Here is an 18934-nt window from a genome sequence, read left to right as displayed (position 1 = left end):
TTTAACAAAGGGGGGTAGGGGGGATTTAGTTTGAAATAGATAAAAAGCAAGTTTGTAAGTTCATAGGGGATTAATTTAGGAAGCTTAAAATGGCAGATATTGAAGTCAGGACATATGCTACTTTATTAAAATATTTGCCCGGACTTGATTTGAAAGAAGGCAAAAAGATTTCCGCCAAAGAAGGTCTTACCATACAGGGGCTGCTTCACCAGCTTGGAATCCCTGAAAAAGAAACAAAGATAATTATTGTGAACGGAGTCCATGCTGAACTCAGCTGTCTTTTAAAAGACGGAGACCGTGTAGCCATATTCCCACCTGTTGCAGGAGGAGCATCTTAAATAAATTTAAAATTGGAAATTTTAAATTGCAAAATGTTGCGCACCCCTTTGGGTGCGTTTTTATTTTATGGGATATAAGCTTTCTGCTAAACTTTTTTCAATAAACTATGATTAAAATCATGGATTTTTTTAATTAAATTAGTATTCTTAATCATTATGACAGACCATATCAAACAGCTTTATGTTGAAACATCTTCACGCTGCAATATCAGTTGCAGGACGTGCATGAGAGGTACATTCTCTGAAAATCAGGGAGATATGGACCTCAGCACATTTAAAAAACTCATCCCTGCTTTGCCTCAAATAAAATTTCTGAATCTTACCGGACTCGGCGAACCTTTGATGAACGCCAGCCTTTTTGAAATAATTAAAATCGCAAAGGAACTTTTGCCTGAAAACAGTGAAATCGGTTTTACAACAAACGCAATGCTTATATGCGAAAAAACTGCTCAGGCAATTGTAAGCAGCAAAATTGACAAACTTGTAATCTCAATAGACGGAATAAAACCAGAAACCTATGGCTATATAAGAAGGGGCGGAAATTTTAAAAAGATTAAAGAAAGCATAGATTTTATTAATCAGTATAAAGAGAAAATAAAAACAAGCAAGCCTAAACTCGGACTTGAATTCGTGGTAATGAAACGCAATCTTGATGAGCTTCCTCTTGCAGTAAATTTTGCAAAGGAAAATAAAATAGAGTTTATAATAGTTTCCCATCTCCTCCCCTACACAGAAGAAATGCTCAATGAGGTATCATTTGAAATGCTGTCTCAGGCTTCAATTGATATTTTCCAGAAAGCAATGAAACGCGCAAGGACAGAGGGAGTGAATCTTAAAAATTACTATAACTTCAGCTTCTTCAGAAAAGAAATGGTTACAAAAGAGTATGAACAGAAATTAAATTCAGTTATAAATGACGCATATTCTGAAGCAGCATCCCACGATATATTCCTAAACTTAAGAAAGCTTTTTGAAAGAGATGAAAAAACACTTGCAAAGGAAAGAGATATTTTTGCAGCCACAAAAAAAATAGCAGATAAGCTGAATATAGAGCTATCACTTCCACCAATAAACTCAGATGTAAAGCGTGAATGCAAATTCGTTAAGAACAGAACTGCTTTTATTTCTTGGGATGGCGAGGTAAAACCCTGCTCAAGGCTAATGCACTCCCATAAATTCCATCTTGACAGCACAAGTCGTGAGGTTTATCCATTGAGTCTTGGGAATATAAATGACAAATCTTTAGAAAAAATCTGGAATTCCAAAAAGTTTGTTGAACTAAGGGCATGTGTTGATAAATTTACTTATCCTCACTGCCTTGAATGCCCTGCCTATGGAAGCTGCGGATTCTTAGACAGGTTTGAGGGAGACTGCTTTGGGAACGACGAGCCTTGCGGCGACTGCCTCTGGAGCCGAAACCTGATGCAGTGTCTGTAGAAAGGGATTTTGTTTCCCGCTCTTTTTTATTCTTCACCAAGTGCCTCAATATCAGCCATGTCCTTTTTCCTCCCCATTGCTCTCTTGTTAGATATAAACTGATTTTTACCAAGGTAATATACGGAAATGTCTCCATATTTTCCTTCGACTCTGCCCAAAAGTGCCTCTTCCCATAAAACTCCTGACAGGGATGAAATAATATCAATACGGACTGGTGGAACACCAAGCTGTACAACTTTCTCAGGATAAGTAAAATCTGATTCCTTCAGGCCAACTGAACCAAATCCAAATTCATCAAGTGCTGCTAATACCCTGCGGGCGTTTTCTTCATCGGGTTTTACAAAAATATCAAGATCACCAGTATAGCGAGGGGCGCCATGAAACGCCAAGGCATACCCCCCTGTGATTATGTATTCAACTTTGTGGGAATTGAATAATGCTAACAACTCTCTGAAGTCTTGCTGTACTTCCATAATATTGTTTTCTTAGATACTCTACTGCTGAAATGCGCTCTTCAGTAGGTCTGCTCAACCAATATGACAGGTCCTCTTTTATTGATAAGGAATTTTTAAAATTACTTCTTTTCAATACTTTCTTAACCATATTTTTATCCAGATTTTGCTTAAATAAGGACTTGTCTGAATGAAAGTGAATTAAGCAATGCAAACTTTAATAAGGAAATAATACCATTCTGTTTATTGATTGACAATGAAAAAATACTATTGATGGGAAACTGACATCTGATAGCTGAATGCTGACAGCTATTTACCTCAGCAGCCTGTTCGCAATTACAAGCCTCTGAATCTGGTTTGTGCCTTCATAGATTTGGGTTATCTTTGCATCACGCATCATCTTTTCAACAGGGTAATCCCTCATATATCCGTATCCGCCAAGAATCTGCACAGCATCAGTTGTTACCTCCATTGCAACATCAGAGGCATAGAGCTTGCACATTGCGGATTCTTTTGAAATGTCAGAAGCTCCGCTGTCAATATATTTTGCCACTGAGTAAACAAGCGCCCTTGCAGCCTCAGTTTTTGTTGCCATATCTGCAAGCATAACCTGAATTGTCTGAAAGGTTGAGATTGCTTTCCCAAACTGAACCCTTGTCTTTGAATATGCAACAGCTTCATCAAGGGCTCCCTGCGCAATTCCAAGCGCCTGCGCTGCAACACCGGGCCTTGCCTTATCAAGGGTTTTTATTGCAACAGGAAAACCCATTCCCTCTTTCCCAAGCATATTAGCCTTTGGTACGTGGCAATCCTCAAAAACAAGCTCGCTTGTTATTGAAGCCCTTATGCCCATCTTGTCTGCCTTGTTCCCGAAAGTAAAGCCGGGTGTATTCTTTTCAACTATGAATCCTGACAGCCCTCGGCTTCCCCTTGCTTTATTGGTTGCAGCAATTACTGTGTAGATTTCTGCAACCCCTCCGTTGGTTATCCACTGCTTTACGCCGTTAAGAACATAATAATCGCCACCAGCTTCAGCCTTCAGCCTGACACCACCCGCATCGCTTCCTGCTTCAGCCTCTGTAAGAGCAAATGCAGCAAGCTCCCCCTTTACAATCCTTGGAAGATATTTTTTTTTCTGCTCCTCGCTGCCAAAAAGAAGTATTGGATAAGTTCCAAGGGCTGTTGCGCCATAGCAAAGGGCTATTCCTCCGCACGCCTTTGAAAGCTCTTCCATAACAAGACACATCTCAAAAGTTCCCTGGGCTGAACCGCCATATTCAGTTGGAATAAACAAACCCATAAGGTCAGCGTCAACAAGAGCCTTTACTACTTTATAAGGGAACTCTCCTGTATTATCAAGCTCTGCCCTGATAGGTTTTATTTCTTCCTCGGCAATCTGTCTTGCAAGTTCTTTGAGCATCTTCTGTTCTTCTGTAAGTTCATACATCTGTATTGCTCCTTTTTACTAAATTAACTTAAAAATATTCTATTATTTTATAAAAACCTCTTTTGTCAAGGCATTTTAATTATACTGTGGTAGCAAAGTAAAAATGACAGGGGTTAACTGCAAGGTTAAAATGTCAGGTTATGGAAAACATAACTTTGACAATAAAAGAACAAAAGAGACCTGTCTGCCTGCCTGAGCGATGCTCGCAGTCAGGCGTGCTCCGCACAGGCAGAGTGGAAGTAATGGGGATGGTGTTTAAAGGAATTAAATACTGCATTTGACATTACCATTCTTACAAACTATAGTTTGCAAACAATTAACAGGTTCTACTTTTATTTTGCTATGAAATATTATCCAATACATTTAAATATCAATGGGAAAAAATGTGTAGTTATAGGTGGTGGAAAAGTAGCTGAGAGGAAAATAATGTCCCTTCTTAATTGTGGGGCAAAGATGATGGTGGTTAGCCCGAAAATCACAAAAAACATCAGGAGATTAGCAGACAAATCTGAGATTAGTGTTATTTGCAGAAAATACCGGGTTGGGGATTTGAAGGATACATTTCTTGCAGTGGTGGCAACTGATGATTCTGAAATCAACAAGGAAGTTGCAAAAGAGGCTAAAAAAAGAAAAGTGCTGGTTAATGTAGCTGATGGCCCTGAACTATGTGACTTTATAATGCCTTCTGTGATACGGAGAGGAGACCTTGTGATAGCGATTTCCACAAGCGGGAGATATCCGGCTTTTGCAAAAAAGTTAAGAATAATGCTTGAAGATATCGTTGGGAAGGAATATGGAGCAGAGCTTGAAAGATTGGCAAGGATTAGAGATAGATTGAAATCTATGCGTTTATCTTTAGTAGCCAGAAATGGCAGAAAGAATATTCACAATTAATTGTTGATTCTCTCAAACCCGTTTATTGAAAACTGCCAATGGTTATTACAAAGCTGAGGCTTGGCACAAGGAAAAGCCCTCTTGCCTTAAAACAGTCTGATTGGGTAAAAGCGCAAATCGTTAAAAAATATCCACTATTAGAGGTCAAAATAATCAAAATTAAAACTTATGGCGACAAATTACCTGACAAGCCATTAAGAGAATTTAGCAAAAATGATATGTTCATAAAGGAAATTGAAGAAGCACTCTTGAAAGAAGAAATCGATATTGGTGTCCACAGCATGAAAGATGTGCCAGTCACTATTCCTGATGAACTTTGTATAGCTGCAATAACTGAACGGGAAGACCCAAGGGATGTGCTGATTTCAAAAAGAGGGAAGCTTAAGGAATTGCCTCACAACTCAATTGTTGGCACATCAAGCCTGCGAAGGAAAGCTCAGATTTTAAATTCAAGGAAAGACCTGTTGATAAAAGACATAAGAGGCAATGTTGATACAAGGCTTAAGAAGTTAGAAAATGAAGATTATGACGCAATCGTTCTTGCAGCAGCAGGACTTATAAGGCTTGGATTAAAAGATAAAATTACTGAATACATCTCAACTGATATTATGCTCCCTGATGCCGGGCAGGGCGCGCTTGGTATTGAAACAAGAAATGATGATACTGATATACAGGAATTCGTCAGCTTTCTCAACAACAGGGAGAGCCTTATTGCTGTTTCTGCAGAAAGAGTTTTCACAAAAAAAATTGGAGCATCATGCAGATTTCCTGTTGCAGCCTATGGAGAGGTTTTAAATAAAAAACTAAAACTGACAGGGCTTGTTGCTACAAAAGATGGAAAGAAAGTTATCAGGGATAGCATGGAAGGAGAAATAAACTCTTTTGAAGAGATAGGAATCAGGCTTGCAGAAAAATTATTGGAGAATGGCGGAAAAGAAATTCTAAGAATATGAACAAAGGAAAAGTTTATCTTGTTGGTGCCGGTCCCGGAGATCCTTCACTCATTACCCTTAAAGGAGTGAACTGCATTAAAAATGCTGATGTTGTCGTTTATGACCGCCTCATTAATCAGGACATTCTATCCTACGCAAGAGAAGATGCTGAGCTGATATACTTTGGCAAAAAACCAAAATCCCATTCAATAAAACAGGATGAAATTAACAGGTTAATCATAAAGAAAGCAAGGGAAGGGAAGACAATCGTCCGTTTAAAGGGAGGAGACCCTTTTATCTTTGGCAGAGGAGGAGAAGAAGCCCTTGCACTTGCAGAAAAAAGAATTCCCTTTGAAATAGTTCCCGGAGTCAGCTCTGCAATCGCAGTTCCTACCTATGCAGGGATTCCTTTGACGCACAGAGACTATGCCTCTGCTGTTACTTTCATTACAGGACATAAAAAAGATGGCTCTTCACTGCCGGTAATCACAAAGGAGATAGCAAGCCTGCAAGGAACTCTGGTAATACTGATGGGAGCAGGAAATCTTGGCTCAATACTTGACGACTTCATAAGGCTTGGCAAATCCCCTTCTGCTCAGATAGCAATAATAAGTTCAGGTACAACACCCCGGCAGGAAATTCTGACCGGGACTATTAAAGAATTAAAAAATAAGACTAATACTAAAAGGGTAAAACCTCCAGCAGTAATTGTTATTGGAGATGTGGTGAATTTAAGCAAAAAGCTTAGATGGTATGAAAAGAAACCTCTCTTTAATAAAAAATTTCTTATAACAAGCCCGGAGCCCGGAGCCTCGAAAATAGCATCTCATCTTGAAAATTTCGGCGCAGAAGCAATTAAGCTTCCGGTTATAAAAATAGTTCCGGTTGAAAACTTTCTCATAATTGATAAAGCAATAAAGGAAATAAATAAATACCACTGGATAATCTTTACAAGCCAGAACGGAATAGATTTGTTCATGAAAAGATTTATTTTAAAAGGAAAACATTTAAAGGATTTTAAGGCAATTAAATTTGCAGTTATCGGAAAAGTAACCGGTGGAAAACTAAAAAAATATGGAATCAAAGCAAGCTTTATCCCAAAAAAGTATAATTCAGAAGCACTTCTGTCAGGCTTAAAAAAATATTCTCTTAAGGGAAAAAATATTTTAATCCCGAGGGCACAGGAAACAAGCAAGGTATTGCCTTTAGGGCTCAAAAAAATAGGAGCAAAAGTTGATGAAATAGTCTTATACAGAATTCAGAATGAAAAGGTCAACTGCAATAAAGTTAAATCTCTTTTAAAAGAAAACAACGCAGATGTTGTTGCATTTACAAGCCCTTCCGGGGTAAAAAGCTTTTTTAATTTATTTACAAAAAAAGAAATAATCTATTATTTTAATAAGATAAGCATAGCTTCAATTGGTCCTGTAACATCAAAGGCAATTGAAGAGTTTGAAATGAAAGCAGATATCATGCCAAAAGAATACACCATTAAAGGAATGGTAGAAGCGATTGATAATTATTTTAATAATATTAATTAACAATGGTAGCCGCAGGCTTTAGCCTGCGAGAATAAAATGTTTGTAAAAAAAAGACACAGGTTGCCAAAAGAGTTTTATAAAGGAGAATTGGCTTTAGAATTTAAATAGAAAGATAATATATTATGTCTTACCCAACTCACCGTTTGCGTCGGCTTAGAAGGAATGAAAATATAAGAAGGATGGTCAGAGAAACAAGGCTTTCAACTGACAACCTTATATGCCCGGTTTTTGTCTGCGAAGGGAAAAATGTCAGGAATGGAATTAAGTCGATGCCCGGATGCTTTCAGTTGTCAATTGACAACCTCCTTAAAGAAGCAAAGGAAGTCAGTAAATTAAACATCCCCGCAATAATCCTGTTTGGAATTCCTAAGAAAAAGGATGAGTTTGGCTCAGAAGCCTATACAAAGGATGGAATAATTCAAAAGGCAATCAGAAGGATTAAAAACAACATTCCTGAACTTATTGTAATCACTGATATCTGTCTGTGTGAATACACAAACCATGGCCACTGCGGAGTGATTAAAAAAGGAAAAATTGATAATGACGCGACAATAGATACTTTGACAAAAATTTCCTTAAGCCACGCTGAAGCAGGCGCTGATATTGTTGCCCCATCAGATATGATGGATGGAAGAGTGAAAGCAATCAGAAAAATTCTTGATGAAAACGGTTTTGAAGATATATCAATAATGTCATATGCAGCAAAATACGCATCATCTTTTTATGCTCCTTTCAGGGAAGCAGCAGAATCAAGGCCAGAATTTGGAGACAGAAAATCTCACCAGATAGACCCTGCAAACTCTGATGAGACAATAAGAGAAATAGCTCAGGACATAGAGGAAGGCGCTGACATTGTAATGGTAAAACCTGCCCTTCCCTATCTTGATATAATCTACAGGGCTAAACAGCAGTTCAATATCCCTCTTGCAGCCTTTCAGGTAAGCGGTGAATACTCCATGATAAAAGCAGGCGGTAAACTCGGATGGATAGATGAGAAACGAATCATGATGGAAAGCCTCCTATCAATCAAACGCGCAGGCGCAGATATGATAATCACATATTTTGCAAAGGAAGCAGCAAGGTTGTTGGCAAGTTAGTAGATATTAATTTCTAAATTCAAAATCCTAAATCCTAAACAATATCTAAATTATTCAAATTCCAAATGCTCAAAGCTGATAGCTGTCTGCTGTCAGCTTTTTAAAAAGATTGCTTCGTTTTTTGCCTTGACAAATAGAGCAAATATCAATATGAAAGCCACGATTTTTATATAAACTTGAGCTTAAAAGCAAAGCATATTTTGGGAGTTAGAAAATGCGACTTTATGAATTTGAAAGTAAAAAAATTTTTCAGGCAAACAACATTCCGGCACCCAAAGGGCAGGTAGTCTCGTCTGTTGATGAAATCAAGGCGGAAACTCCTTCTGTAATCAAAGCACAGATACCAACAGGCGGCAGAGGAAAAGCAGGCGGTGTTCTTTTCTCAAAAGATTTAAAAGAAGCCAAAGATAAAGGAAAGCAGCTTCTCGGAAGCACTATTAAGAACCACCTTGTTTCAAAGCTTCTTGTTGAAGACCAGATAGCTCTTGAAAAAGAGCTCTTTATGGCTGCAACCTACGACACTACAAGAAAACTCCCCGTTGTAATTTTCTGCACTGAAGGCGGGGTTGATATCGAAGAACTGGCAAAAACCAATCCTGAAAAAATTGTAAGAAAAAGTTTTAACATCATTGAGGGGTTTCAGGAACACCATGCAAGAGAAATGGTCGCGCAGGCAGGAATAAATGGAAATGACCTGCTCCAGATTTCATCGGTTCTTTACAGGCTCGTTCAGGTATTTCTGAAATATGATGCAACCCTTGCTGAAATAAACCCTCTTGGAAAAACAAAGGACGGGAAATTCATAGCCCTTGATGGACATATTGAGATTGATGACGATGCCCTCTACCGCCAAAAGAGTCTTGTCGCAGAATTTGGTGAAAGGGAAAGCCAGTCAAAGAAGCAGACAGAATTTGAGAAAAAGGCAGCGGAAATTGACAAAATGGACCATCGTGGAGTTGCAGGAAGAATGATTGAATTTGACGGGAATCTCGGTCTTCTGATTGGCGGCGGTGGAGCGAGCCTGACATCATTTGACGCAATAAAAAAATATGGCGGCAAACCTGCCAATTACTGTGAGATTGGAGGGAACCCTTCTGTTTTCAAAGTTAAAGAACTTGTCAAGCACATCCTTTCAAAGCCAGGAATCAATAAAATTGCAGTCATAATGAATGTAGTCAGCAACACCAGAGTTGACCTGGTAGCAAGAGGAGTAGTTAAAGGCGTAATTGAAAGCGGCAAGGTTCCTTCAGAAACCATAACCGTTTTCAGAATTCCAGGCGCTTGGGAGGATGAAGGGTTCAGAATATTGAAGAAATATGGTGTGCCATACTGCGACAGAACCGTTTCAATAGATGAAGCCGCAAGAATGGCTGTTGAGAGAGCGAGTAAGTGAACAGTGATTAGTGAACAGTTTTAAAAAGTCATTGCGAGGAGCAAAGCGACGAAGCAATCTCAATTCAGTAATTATAGTAACATGTTACAACATTCCCAAGTAAAAGATGAGATTGCCACGCTCCCGTTGGTCGCTCGCAATGACAAAAAATAAAGTTCAAGAGATAAATTAAGGAGAATGAGATGTCAATCTTGGCTGATGAAAATACAAGGATAATCATTCAGGGAATTACCGGCAGAGAGGCAACCACTTTTACGAGGGATTTACTTGATTACGGCTCAAAAGTTGTTGCAGGAATAACTCCCGGCAAGGGCGGATGGGATGTTTACGGTGTCCCTGTCTATGATACAGTAAAAGAAGCAATAACCGTACACCCTGCTGAAGCAAGCATAATATCAGTTCCGCCCGGAATGGTAAAAGGTGCAAGCCTTGAGGCGATTGATAATGGCATTAAACTTGTTGTCATTGTAACAGAACGAGTTCCAAGAAAGGATGTAGTTGAGATAGTTGCTTTTGCAAGAGAAAAAGGCGCAACAGTAATAGGACCAAACTCCCTTGGAATAATATCGCCTCACAAGACCAAAATTGGAATGGTTGGCGGAAGAGTTGATGATGTAAAGAAGGCTTACAGTGAAGGGAATATAGGAATAATCTCAAGAAGCGGAGGAATGACAACAGAGATTGCCAACCTCCTGACATTAAACGGAATCGGACAGAGCACCTGCATTAGCGTTGGAGGAGATGCAATTGTCGGTTCAAACTACCTTGACCTCGTTCCACTTTTCCAGAAAGACAACCAGACAAAGGCAATCGTAATCTTCTGCGAACCCGGAGGTACAGCAGAAGAACTTCTTGCAGAGTTTGTAAAGGAAAACAAAATCAAACTTCCAATAATCGCATTTGTTGCAGGAAGATTCGCTGATGAGATGCCGGGTATCCGTTTTGGCCACGCAGCAGCAATTGTTGAAGGAAATAGAGGAAGTACAAAAGGCAAAATAGAAAAATTCAGGGATGCAGGAATCCTTGTTGCAGAAAAATTTTCTGAGATAATAGAGCTTATTAGAAAGAATGTATCATAAAAAATTCTAAAGCCTAAGCTCTAAATTCTAAACAAATTCAAATGACCAAAATCCAAAACAGTTTTAAAAATTGGAATTTTGATATTGTTTACCTGTCTGCCGACAGGCAGGGAATTTAGATATTAGAATTTAGGATTTATAACTCATACACAGAGGGAGAAAAGGATGAGTATTTTCATAAACATAAAAATCAACCAGAAAACATGCCGCGGATTCAAGGACTGTGGTGAATGTGTCAAAATATGTCCTGTGAATATTTTTGACAAGAAAGATAACACCATAATCTCTGTTGAGGCAAATGAAGACGAATGCACTCTGTGCAATCTCTGCCTTGAAAAATGTCCTGTTGATGCAATAGAAATAGTAAGACTATATTAATAAGAAGGGAGATTAATTGATGATTTACCACGACATAGTCATAGTCGGCGCAGGAATTGCAGGAATGAGGGCTGCAATAGAAGCATCTAAATATGCCAACGTAGGAATTATTTCAAAAGTCTATCCCACACGCTCCCATTCAGGTGCAGCGCAGGGAGGAATCAATGCAGTACTTAACCCTGAAGATACTCTTGAAAGCCATATTTTTGATACTGTAAAGGGAGGCGATTATCTTGGTGACCAGAACGCCATTGAGATTCTCATTAAGGAAGCCCCTGAAAACATCTACGAAATAGAGCACATGGGAGCAATCTTTAGCAGGACTGAGGATGGAAAGATTGCCCAGAGAGAGCTAGGAGGCGCAAGCTTTCCTCGAGCTTGTTTTTTTGGAGACTTAACAGGTCATACCCTTCTTCACCTCCTCTATGAACAACTTCTTAAGAGCAATGTAAAAATCTATAATGAACGATTTGTCACCAAATTGATCGCAGAAGATGGGGTCTGCAAAGGTGCTATTTGCTATAATATGCAAAAAGGTAATTTTGAACTCTTGAAAACAAAGGCAATAGTCTTAGCAACAGGGGGATATGGGAGAGCCTTTGCTCGAACTACCAATGCTCATATAAATACCGGTGATGGAATGGCTCTTGCCTATGAGATAGGAACACCTCTTGCTGATATGGAATTTGTCCAGTTCCACCCAACAACTCTTTTTGGAACCAACATTCTCGTATCAGAAGGTGTAAGGGGTGAAGGCGGATATCTTAAAAACAACAAAGATGAGAGGTTTATGGAAAGATATGTTCCATCAAAAATGGAACTTGCCCCAAGAGACGTTGTTTCTCGGTGTATACAAATAGAGGTAAGAGAAGGAAGAGGATTTGAGAATGAATATGTTCACCTCGATGTAACTCACTTTGGTGAAGCAAAAATAAATGAAAAGATCCCTCAGGTAAAAGAGCTTGCAAAGAAATTTGCAGGTGTTGACATAGTTAAAGAACCAATGCCTGTTCAACCCGCACAGCACTATTCCATGGGCGGAATCAGGAATAATGTTAACGGAGAAACAAACATAAAAGGGCTGTATGCGGTTGGAGAGTGTGGCTGCGTAAGTGTCCACGGAGCCAACAGGCTTGGAGGAAATTCACTTCTTGAGACAGTTGTTTTTGGCAGAAGAGTCGGAAGAAATTTAGAAAAATTTGTATCATCCGCTGAGTTTTCCAAGATAAGCGAAAATATTCTAAAAGATGAAGAGAAAAGGATAAAGAAGCTTGTTGACCGTAAAGGAAAAGAATCATCCTCTGCAATAAGAAAAGAACTTTCAGAAATTCTTACATTCAAAGTAGGGGTCTTTAGAGTCGGTAATGAAATAGAACAGGCTCTTAAAGAAATAAAGAAACTTCAGGAAAGGGCAAAAAAAGTTTTTATCCAGGACAAAGGCACTGTTTACAATACACAGCTCACTTCAGTCATTGAGATGGAGTTCCTTCTTACGATTTCTGAGATTATAGCCCTTGGTGCCCTGAACAGGAAGGAAAGCAGAGGAGCACATTACAGGAATGACTATACTGAAAGAAATGACAAAAACTGGATGAAGCATACTATCGCAAAAAAAGGCAAGGATGGAAAAATAAATATTTCCTACGAGCCAGTGTCTGTAACAAAGTATCAGCCACAGAAAAGGGTTTATTAAGACAAGCTAATGACAAATGCTAAATCTCAAAGTTCAAATGAAATTCAAAGCTCCAATGATTAAAACTTTTAACATTTGGATTTTGTTATTGATTTGAAATTTGGATTTTGTCATTTAAACTTATAATTACTAAAGGAGCAAAAATGAAGGACAAACAAATCACCCTTGAAATCCAGAGGTTCAATAAGGATACAGACCCCAAACCACATTTTAAAAACTACAAGATTAAAATCACCGGCGGAGAGACTGTTCTTGATACCCTGATTAAGATAAAAGAAACAATTGATGGAACACTGACCTTTAGACGTTCATGCAGAAGCGCCATCTGTGGTTCCTGCGCAGTCCGCATTAATGGAAAGGCAATGCTCGCCTGTAATACTCAGGCAAAGGACATACTCCCTAAAAACGGGGTAATAGTAATTGAGCCATTAAAGCATTTTAATCTCATTAAAGACCTCGTTGTTGACCTTGAACCCTTCATAGAAAATTTGAAAAAAGCAAAGCCATGGCTTGTAAAGGATTTTTCAAAAATTCCGGAATCAGGTGAATTCAGGGTTAATTATTCTGATGATTTCAATACTCTCACAAAGATCTCCCAGTGCACACTTTGTGCTGTATGCCATTCAGATTGTATGGTACTCGATAAGGACAGCTCTTTTTTAAGCCCAGCCAGCATTGTAAAATCATATAGGTTCATCCTTGATGCAAGAGATGCAACAAGAGATGCAAGAATCCATGAGTTAAGGGAACTTGGAATCCTTAAATGCGAAAAGCCATCTGAATGCGTTGTTGAATGTCCAAAAGGATTTTCAGAAAGTAAGGATGTTGTTGAAAAAGTAAAAAAGCTCGTACAACAGGGATAAACCCGGAAATCCTCGAATCCTTTAACCCTTTACACATAAGGGATTTTTAAATGCTTAACCACCAGCTTGTAAAAGATAAACTCGTAGCTCTTCAAGAAAGATATACTCGTTTTCAGATAGAGCATTTTGAAAACTGGGAAATCTGGGCTGAAGCGTCAGAAAAGGTTTATCATCGCCAACCGGTAGATGAAAATAAAATTCCAAAAGCATTCCACAACGAACTGCGGGCAATGAAGATTTTGATTGAAATGGAAAACCTTGGAGAGTTTGACTGGAACAGCCCTAAACTGAGAGAAGCCTTTGCAGCAATTTCAGGCGGAGTTTTTCACCAGTTTTTCGGGGAAACAGTTGTAGAAATTGCAATCACACTTGCTGGAGCAATCAAACCTAAAACTCTTTTGGAAATAGGCGCAGGAAACGGCAAACTAACACGTCTTGCCTGCAAAGCAATGAAAAGTAAAAAAAACTATTTTCCACTTGTTGTCACCGAGTCAAAACCTGTAATAAATAAAGTAATAGATAAGCTAAAAGAAGATTTCCCAGAAGTTAAAATAAACCCGTTTCTCTGGGACATTAAGGAATCACCATCAAAAGAACTCCTCGCCTCTATAACTCCACCAGCCCTTTTATACGAGCGCTACACAATAACCTATGCAGGCATAAGTTCAATTGCAAACATTGCAAAAGCTGCAGATATCCTTGTTCTCGGAGACTGGCTTAGTATCACAGGAAAGATTTATGGATATGACAAGGCATTTTCAAAAATAGGCGCTAAAACTCTGCTATACAGTGATGTAAAAGCAGAGCTTGATAAATATTATAGCAATTACTACTTTTTTGACAAGGAAGCACAGGAAGCAATAAAATCACCGTACATAAGCATATTAATTGCGTGGAAATGATAGATAGTGGGATTAAATCCTAAATTCGAAATCCTAAACAATATCTAAATCCAAAATTCAAATCTTCAAATTTGTTTTGAATTTAGGTGATTAGAATTTGGAATTTGTTTAGGATTTAGATATTAGAATTTGGAACTTAAACATAAAAGTGAGATGTTATGAAATTTATAAAAATTGAGGATTTAAACTTCTCATCTGATAACCGCGGTATTGCAATAAGACCAATCAGCGATGAAGAGCTTCAAAGCAAAAAGCTTTTCAATCTGCATCTTGTAAGTCTTAAACCAGAAGTTGTTCGCGGGAATCATTATCATCAATATCAAAACGAAGTAATCTGCGTTTTCGGAAGCAGGTGCAGGATAGTTGCAGTGGATAACAGAACAGGTGAGAGAGAGGAAAAAATAATAGAAGAAGATAAAATAGCGATAGAGAATACAATTCTGAAAAACACGATGCCATAGCAAATGAAATACTTGAATAAAACAATTCCCTCTCACTTTCCATTTATTCCACAGTCACATAGCCGTTTTTAGTTGACATAGAGGATTTGTGAAGTGTGCAAAAATATGGAATAACAGTTCCTGAAACCGCATCAGATGGAATCGTAATTGTTTGGTCAGTAGTTGTAAATAAACCTGTGTCAAAAGAAACTCCGCCAACTGAGCCTGATTTAAAATCTCCTGCTTTAGCCTGGCTTGTCACTGAGTGCCCGCTTCCGTCTTTATTTGTAACAGTTATTGTAGTTCCCGAGTCAACGCTTATATTAATAGGGCTAAAGGAAAAATTTTCAATTGTGATTGTATTGTTAACGCTGCTTCCTGGAATAGCTGTTGGAATAGTGGTTGTTGTGGTTGAAGTAGTGGTTGTAGTTGTTGTTGTAGTCGAAACTCCTAAGATTGTAATGTTTGCTGTTCCTGAGACTAAACTATCACCATTGCTTGTTGCACGGAATTATTACCTTTCCACCTTCAGGAACAGAATCAGGGGCTTGATAGGTCGCTTGTTTACTCCCTGTAGAAGAAAATGTACCGTCAACATCTCCGCCATCAACAGACCATAATACACTCCTGTTAAACTTGCCCTTGCCAATTACATTTGCAGTAAATTTCCTTGTCTTTCCAACCTTAACCTTTGCAGTCTGAGGTAAAAGCTGAACCTTTGTGATTTTACTACCCTTTTTTCCACCAACACTATAACCTGCTTGCAAGTATTCAAATGATAAAAAACTTAATAAAACCAGCAAGCAAACATTTATTAGGATCAATCTTTTTTTCATTTCATTCCTCCTTATAATAATTTTTATTTCTATACTAAACATAGGAATTCTGTTAAATAATTCAACATAAAAGTCAGAACAATCCTGTTTTTAATTGCCTTTACTCCTGATATGTTTTAAATTAATTAAAACTAGTAGGACATATGAAACATAAAACATTTTTAATTTTAATTTCTCCGTTTTTTCTTTCAGCATGCTGTAATTTCTCATGGATGTATGCAAAGAAGATCCCACTCACTGAGCCGGTCAAGCCATTTGAAAATCTATCTAACCTCAAGCATAATGAATCATGGTTCGGGATAATACTCAACGGGCAGAAAAAAGTAGGGTTTAACCATTACAAGATTGAAAAATATCAGGACAACCCTGAAGTCTACAAAATAACATCAGAAGCACTTCTAAAATTCAGCTTTTTAGGTTTTAAGCAAGAAATAAATCTTAAAGAAACAGACCTCGTAAATCCAGACCTTTCTCTTATTAGCTTCTCCGGAGAGGAGAGGATTGGGGATAAAAAGGTTATTATGAATGGTGAAGTTAAAGATGAAGAACTTACAGTTAAAATTGTAGATGAAAACTTAACCCATTCCCAAAAATTTAAATTAAAAAATAAACTATATTCCTCAACTGCACCATATCTCTATCCTTTTCTTAAAGGATTTAAAATTGGAGATGTTTTTAGCTATCAGAGTTACCTTTTAGAAATACAATCACTCCAGAACATAAAACAAAAAATTCTTTCCTATGAAAAAAATGAACTCTGTGATGAACCTGCATTCAAGGTCAGAACATCAATTGGACTTGTAAGCGCAGATAGCTGGATAAATAAAGATGGTGAAAGCCTTATTGAAATTGAAATGGGGGGGCTTTTAATCTCAATGAAAGAAGATGAAATCTCTGCAAAAAAATTTATATATCAGGAAAGCCTCTCTAAAGATGACATCCTTCTTGATTTCAGCCTGGTAAAAGCTGATAAAATTATCAACAACCCCAAGAATGTTAAAACTCTCCATTTAAAGCTGGTAGGAATGGATGAGGAAGATGCTATAATCTCTGATGAGAGACAGAAAGCATATAAGCTTGCTAAAAATGGCATTTCAAAGGTTGAGTATAAAATAGATTTAATCCCTGCTGAAATAGAAAAACCATCATTGCTGCCAATAAATGAGCCTCTGCTGAATAAATATCTAAAACCGTCTATTTACATCCAGAGTTCCAATCAGGAGATTATTGAAAAATCCAAAGAAGTAGTTGGAGATGAAAAAAACTCTTTTATTGCAATAAAGAAGCTTGTACAGTGGGTAAGTAGGGAAGTTGAAAATGATTTTTCTGATTCATTCTCAGCACTGAACGTTCTTCATTCAAAAAAAGGAGAATGTCAGGCGCACACTTATCTCTACACAGCCCTTGCAAGGGCTTCTGGCATACCAACAAAAATCGTTTCAGGGATAGTCTATATGGAGGAAAAAGGTTTTCTCTATCATGCCTGGGCTGAAAGCTATGCTGGGAAATGGGTTGCTATTGACCCTACATTCAACCAGATTCCTGCTGATGCAACTCATATAAAATTCGTCGAAGGAGAAACCTTTGATGATATAAGTCCACTTGTAAATATAATTGGAAAAATCCAAGCTGAAATTATAGAATATAATTAATTGGTTAGCTTCAGGCTATAAACTGTAAATTTTTAGGAGCGGAAATGGATAAAATTGAGAAACTTAAAAAACAGTTGCTTGATATTATAAAAAAAGAATCAGTATTTAAAGGAGAATTCATATTAGCTTCCGGGAAAAAGAGTAATTTCTATATTGATATGCGCAGAACATCATTGCATCCAATGGGAGCAAAATTAATAGGAGAAATTATTTTTAAAAAAATAAAACATCTGGATTTTGACTGCATAGGAGGTCCAACCCTTGGTGCTGACCCGATTGTAAGCGCTGTTTCAATTGCAAGTGCGTTGTCAGAAAAACCTGTCCCGGGTTTCTATGTGAGAAAAGAGGCAAAATCCCATGGAACAATGAAAATGATTGAAGGAATATTCAAACCCGGAAACAGGGTTATAATTGTTGAGGATGTTGTGACAACAGGGGCTTCAACACTAAAAATAATAAAAGCAGTTGAAAATGAAAGAGGTAAAATAATAAAAGTAATTGCCCTTGTTGACCGCGAAGAGGGTGGAAGGAAAAATGTTCAAAAGGAAGGTTATGAATTTGAAGCACTTTTTAGGAAAAGCGAAATCTTACAATGAGCCTGTTTTTTTCTTCCTGTAATACTCAACTGCCTTTGCAATCCCTTCTTTTAGGCATACAGTTGGCTGCCAGCCTAAAACTTTTTTTGCCTTTGAAGCATCAAGGCAGATTCTGTCTATCTCTCCAAGCCGTTTCTCTGCATAAATTGGTTTAATTTTCAGCCCCAATGCTATACGTATTGCATCAAATATTTCAAAATCAGTAATTTCCCTGCCCCAGCCAAGATTAAAAACATCATTCTCCCCTTTATCAATGGCAATCATATTAGCTTTTACTATGTCTCCAACAAATACGTAGTCTCTTGTTTTAGAACCATCACCAAAAATCTTTGGAGTAATTCCTTCAAGCATCTGTTCTGTGAAAATTGCAACAACTCCTGCCTCACCGTGAGGATCCTGCCTCGGTCCATAGACATTGGGGTATCTCAGAACAGCATATCTCAAGCTGTAGAGTTTATAATAAAGTGATAAATAATGCTCTACAACATGCTTTGTAATTCCATACTGGGAAAGTGGATCAACATCACACTTCTCATCAACAGGAAAAATATCGGGGCTTGGCTCACCATAAACCGCGCCTCCTGTTGAAGCATAAACTATCTTTTTAACTCCAACTCTTTTGCAGTTTTCAAGAAGGTTTAAAGAGCCAAGAACATTTACCTGAGCATCATAAATCGGGTCTGTAACAGATTTTCTCACATCCATCTGAGCAGCATGATGGTTTACAAGTTCGGGTTTTTCCTTATCAAAAACATCTTTAAGGTTCTCGTCCCTTATATCCATTTTATAGAATTTAGCCTTTGAGTTGAGGTTTCTCTCATACCCTGTTGAAAGGTTATCAACTATTGCAACCTCGTAACCTCTTTCAATCAGGGCATCAACAACGTGGGAAGCAATAAAACCTGCCCCGCCAGTTACTAAAGCTTTTTTCACTCATCCCTCCCTCTGTATCAGAGTTATATTT

General features: G+C 38.0%; 20 protein-coding genes. 15 read left to right on the top strand and 5 right to left on the bottom strand.

Going from position 1 to position 18934, the window contains the following annotated elements; translation table 11 throughout:
* Positions 1-89 precede the first annotated feature (89 nt).
* Together A3H37_01250 and A3H37_01245 are read left to right on the top strand one after the other, a co-directional pair.
* The gene (locus tag A3H37_01250) at positions 90-338 is read left to right on the top strand and encodes a hypothetical protein (GenBank protein ID OGL49650.1); all 249 of its coding nucleotides are present in this window, start codon (positions 90-92) and stop codon (positions 336-338) included.
* 225 nt (positions 339-563) lie between these two features.
* Positions 564-1775, top strand: a complete 1212-nt coding sequence (locus tag A3H37_01245) for a hypothetical protein (protein ID OGL49649.1) — start codon at positions 564-566, stop codon at positions 1773-1775.
* 26 nt (positions 1776-1801) lie between these two features.
* Here A3H37_01245 and A3H37_01240 read toward each other — a convergent pair whose 3' ends face one another.
* A complete protein-coding gene (locus tag A3H37_01240) occupies positions 1802-2248 on the bottom strand; it encodes a hypothetical protein (protein ID OGL49648.1) in 447 nt (148 codons plus the stop codon).
* Between the two features lie 292 nt (positions 2249-2540).
* The gene (locus A3H37_01235) at positions 2541-3674 is read right to left on the bottom strand and encodes an acyl-CoA dehydrogenase (GenBank protein ID OGL49647.1); all 1134 of its coding nucleotides are present in this window, start codon (positions 3672-3674) and stop codon (positions 2541-2543) included.
* 342 nt (positions 3675-4016) lie between these two features.
* Between A3H37_01235 and A3H37_01230 the strand changes: the two genes are divergently transcribed.
* The 11 genes from A3H37_01230 to A3H37_01180 all read left to right on the top strand — a co-directional run bounded on the left by A3H37_01230 (position 4017) and on the right by A3H37_01180 (position 14907).
* A complete protein-coding gene (locus tag A3H37_01230; protein ID OGL49646.1) occupies positions 4017-4568 on the top strand; it encodes a hypothetical protein in 552 nt (183 codons plus the stop codon).
* 38 nt (positions 4569-4606) lie between these two features.
* Entirely contained in the window at positions 4607-5521 is a 915-nt protein-coding gene (locus A3H37_01225) for a hydroxymethylbilane synthase (protein OGL49645.1), read from the top strand.
* On the top strand, positions 5518-7041 hold the full coding sequence (locus A3H37_01220) for a uroporphyrinogen-III C-methyltransferase (protein OGL49644.1): 1524 nt from the start codon (positions 5518-5520) through the stop codon (positions 7039-7041). Before A3H37_01225 ends, A3H37_01220 begins: the two co-directional genes overlap by 4 nt.
* A 179-nt stretch (positions 7042-7220) precedes the next feature.
* On the top strand, positions 7221-8138 hold the full coding sequence (locus tag A3H37_01215) for a delta-aminolevulinic acid dehydratase (GenBank protein ID OGL49643.1): 918 nt from the start codon (positions 7221-7223) through the stop codon (positions 8136-8138).
* 214 nt (positions 8139-8352) lie between these two features.
* The gene (locus tag A3H37_01210) at positions 8353-9531 is read left to right on the top strand and encodes a hypothetical protein (protein ID OGL49642.1); all 1179 of its coding nucleotides are present in this window, start codon (positions 8353-8355) and stop codon (positions 9529-9531) included.
* Between the two features lie 182 nt (positions 9532-9713).
* On the top strand, positions 9714-10610 hold the full coding sequence (locus tag A3H37_01205; protein ID OGL49641.1) for a hypothetical protein: 897 nt from the start codon (positions 9714-9716) through the stop codon (positions 10608-10610).
* A 177-nt stretch (positions 10611-10787) separates the two neighbouring features.
* Positions 10788-10988: a hypothetical protein gene (locus tag A3H37_01200; protein OGL49747.1), complete on the top strand. Its 201-nt coding sequence runs from the start codon at positions 10788-10790 to the stop codon at positions 10986-10988.
* 19 nt (positions 10989-11007) lie between these two features.
* Positions 11008-12681 (top strand): fumarate reductase (quinol) flavoprotein subunit, encoded by a 1674-nt coding sequence (locus tag A3H37_01195; protein OGL49640.1) that lies wholly within the window; start codon positions 11008-11010, stop codon positions 12679-12681.
* Between the two features lie 143 nt (positions 12682-12824).
* A complete protein-coding gene (locus tag A3H37_01190; GenBank protein ID OGL49639.1) occupies positions 12825-13544 on the top strand; it encodes a hypothetical protein in 720 nt (239 codons plus the stop codon).
* 50 nt (positions 13545-13594) lie between these two features.
* Entirely contained in the window at positions 13595-14446 is an 852-nt protein-coding gene (locus A3H37_01185) for a hypothetical protein (GenBank protein OGL49638.1), read from the top strand.
* Positions 14447-14604: 158 nt separating this feature from the next.
* Positions 14605-14907: a hypothetical protein gene (locus tag A3H37_01180; GenBank protein ID OGL49637.1), complete on the top strand. Its 303-nt coding sequence runs from the start codon at positions 14605-14607 to the stop codon at positions 14905-14907.
* 43 nt (positions 14908-14950) lie between these two features.
* On the opposite strand, the gene A3H37_01175 is transcribed toward A3H37_01180, so the two are convergent.
* A complete protein-coding gene (locus A3H37_01175) occupies positions 14951-15148 on the bottom strand; it encodes a hypothetical protein (GenBank protein OGL49636.1) in 198 nt (65 codons plus the stop codon).
* A 226-nt stretch (positions 15149-15374) separates the two neighbouring features.
* Complete coding sequence (locus A3H37_01170) at positions 15375-15722, bottom strand: hypothetical protein (protein ID OGL49635.1); 348 nt, start codon at positions 15720-15722, stop codon at positions 15375-15377.
* 143 nt (positions 15723-15865) lie between these two features.
* Between A3H37_01170 and A3H37_01165 the strand changes: the two genes are divergently transcribed.
* Positions 15866-17374, top strand: a complete 1509-nt coding sequence (locus A3H37_01165) for a hypothetical protein (GenBank protein OGL49634.1) — start codon at positions 15866-15868, stop codon at positions 17372-17374.
* A 44-nt stretch (positions 17375-17418) separates the two neighbouring features.
* Positions 17419-17970 (top strand): orotate phosphoribosyltransferase, encoded by a 552-nt coding sequence (locus A3H37_01160; protein ID OGL49633.1) that lies wholly within the window; start codon positions 17419-17421, stop codon positions 17968-17970.
* Here the strand turns inward: A3H37_01160 and A3H37_01155 are convergent.
* Positions 17962-18903, bottom strand: coding sequence for a UDP-glucose 4-epimerase (locus A3H37_01155; protein ID OGL49632.1), 942 nt, complete (start codon positions 18901-18903; stop codon positions 17962-17964). The genes A3H37_01160 and A3H37_01155 overlap by 9 nt on opposite strands.
* Between the last annotated feature and the right edge of the window lie 31 nt (positions 18904-18934).

The organism is Candidatus Schekmanbacteria bacterium RIFCSPLOWO2_02_FULL_38_14 (assembly GCA_001790855.1).
In the GTDB taxonomy this organism is placed as follows: Bacteria; Schekmanbacteria; GWA2-38-11; order GWA2-38-11; family GWA2-38-11; genus 2-02-FULL-38-14-A.
Note: the sequence above shows the minus strand (reverse complement) of the source record. Positions and strands in the feature narration are given on the sequence as shown.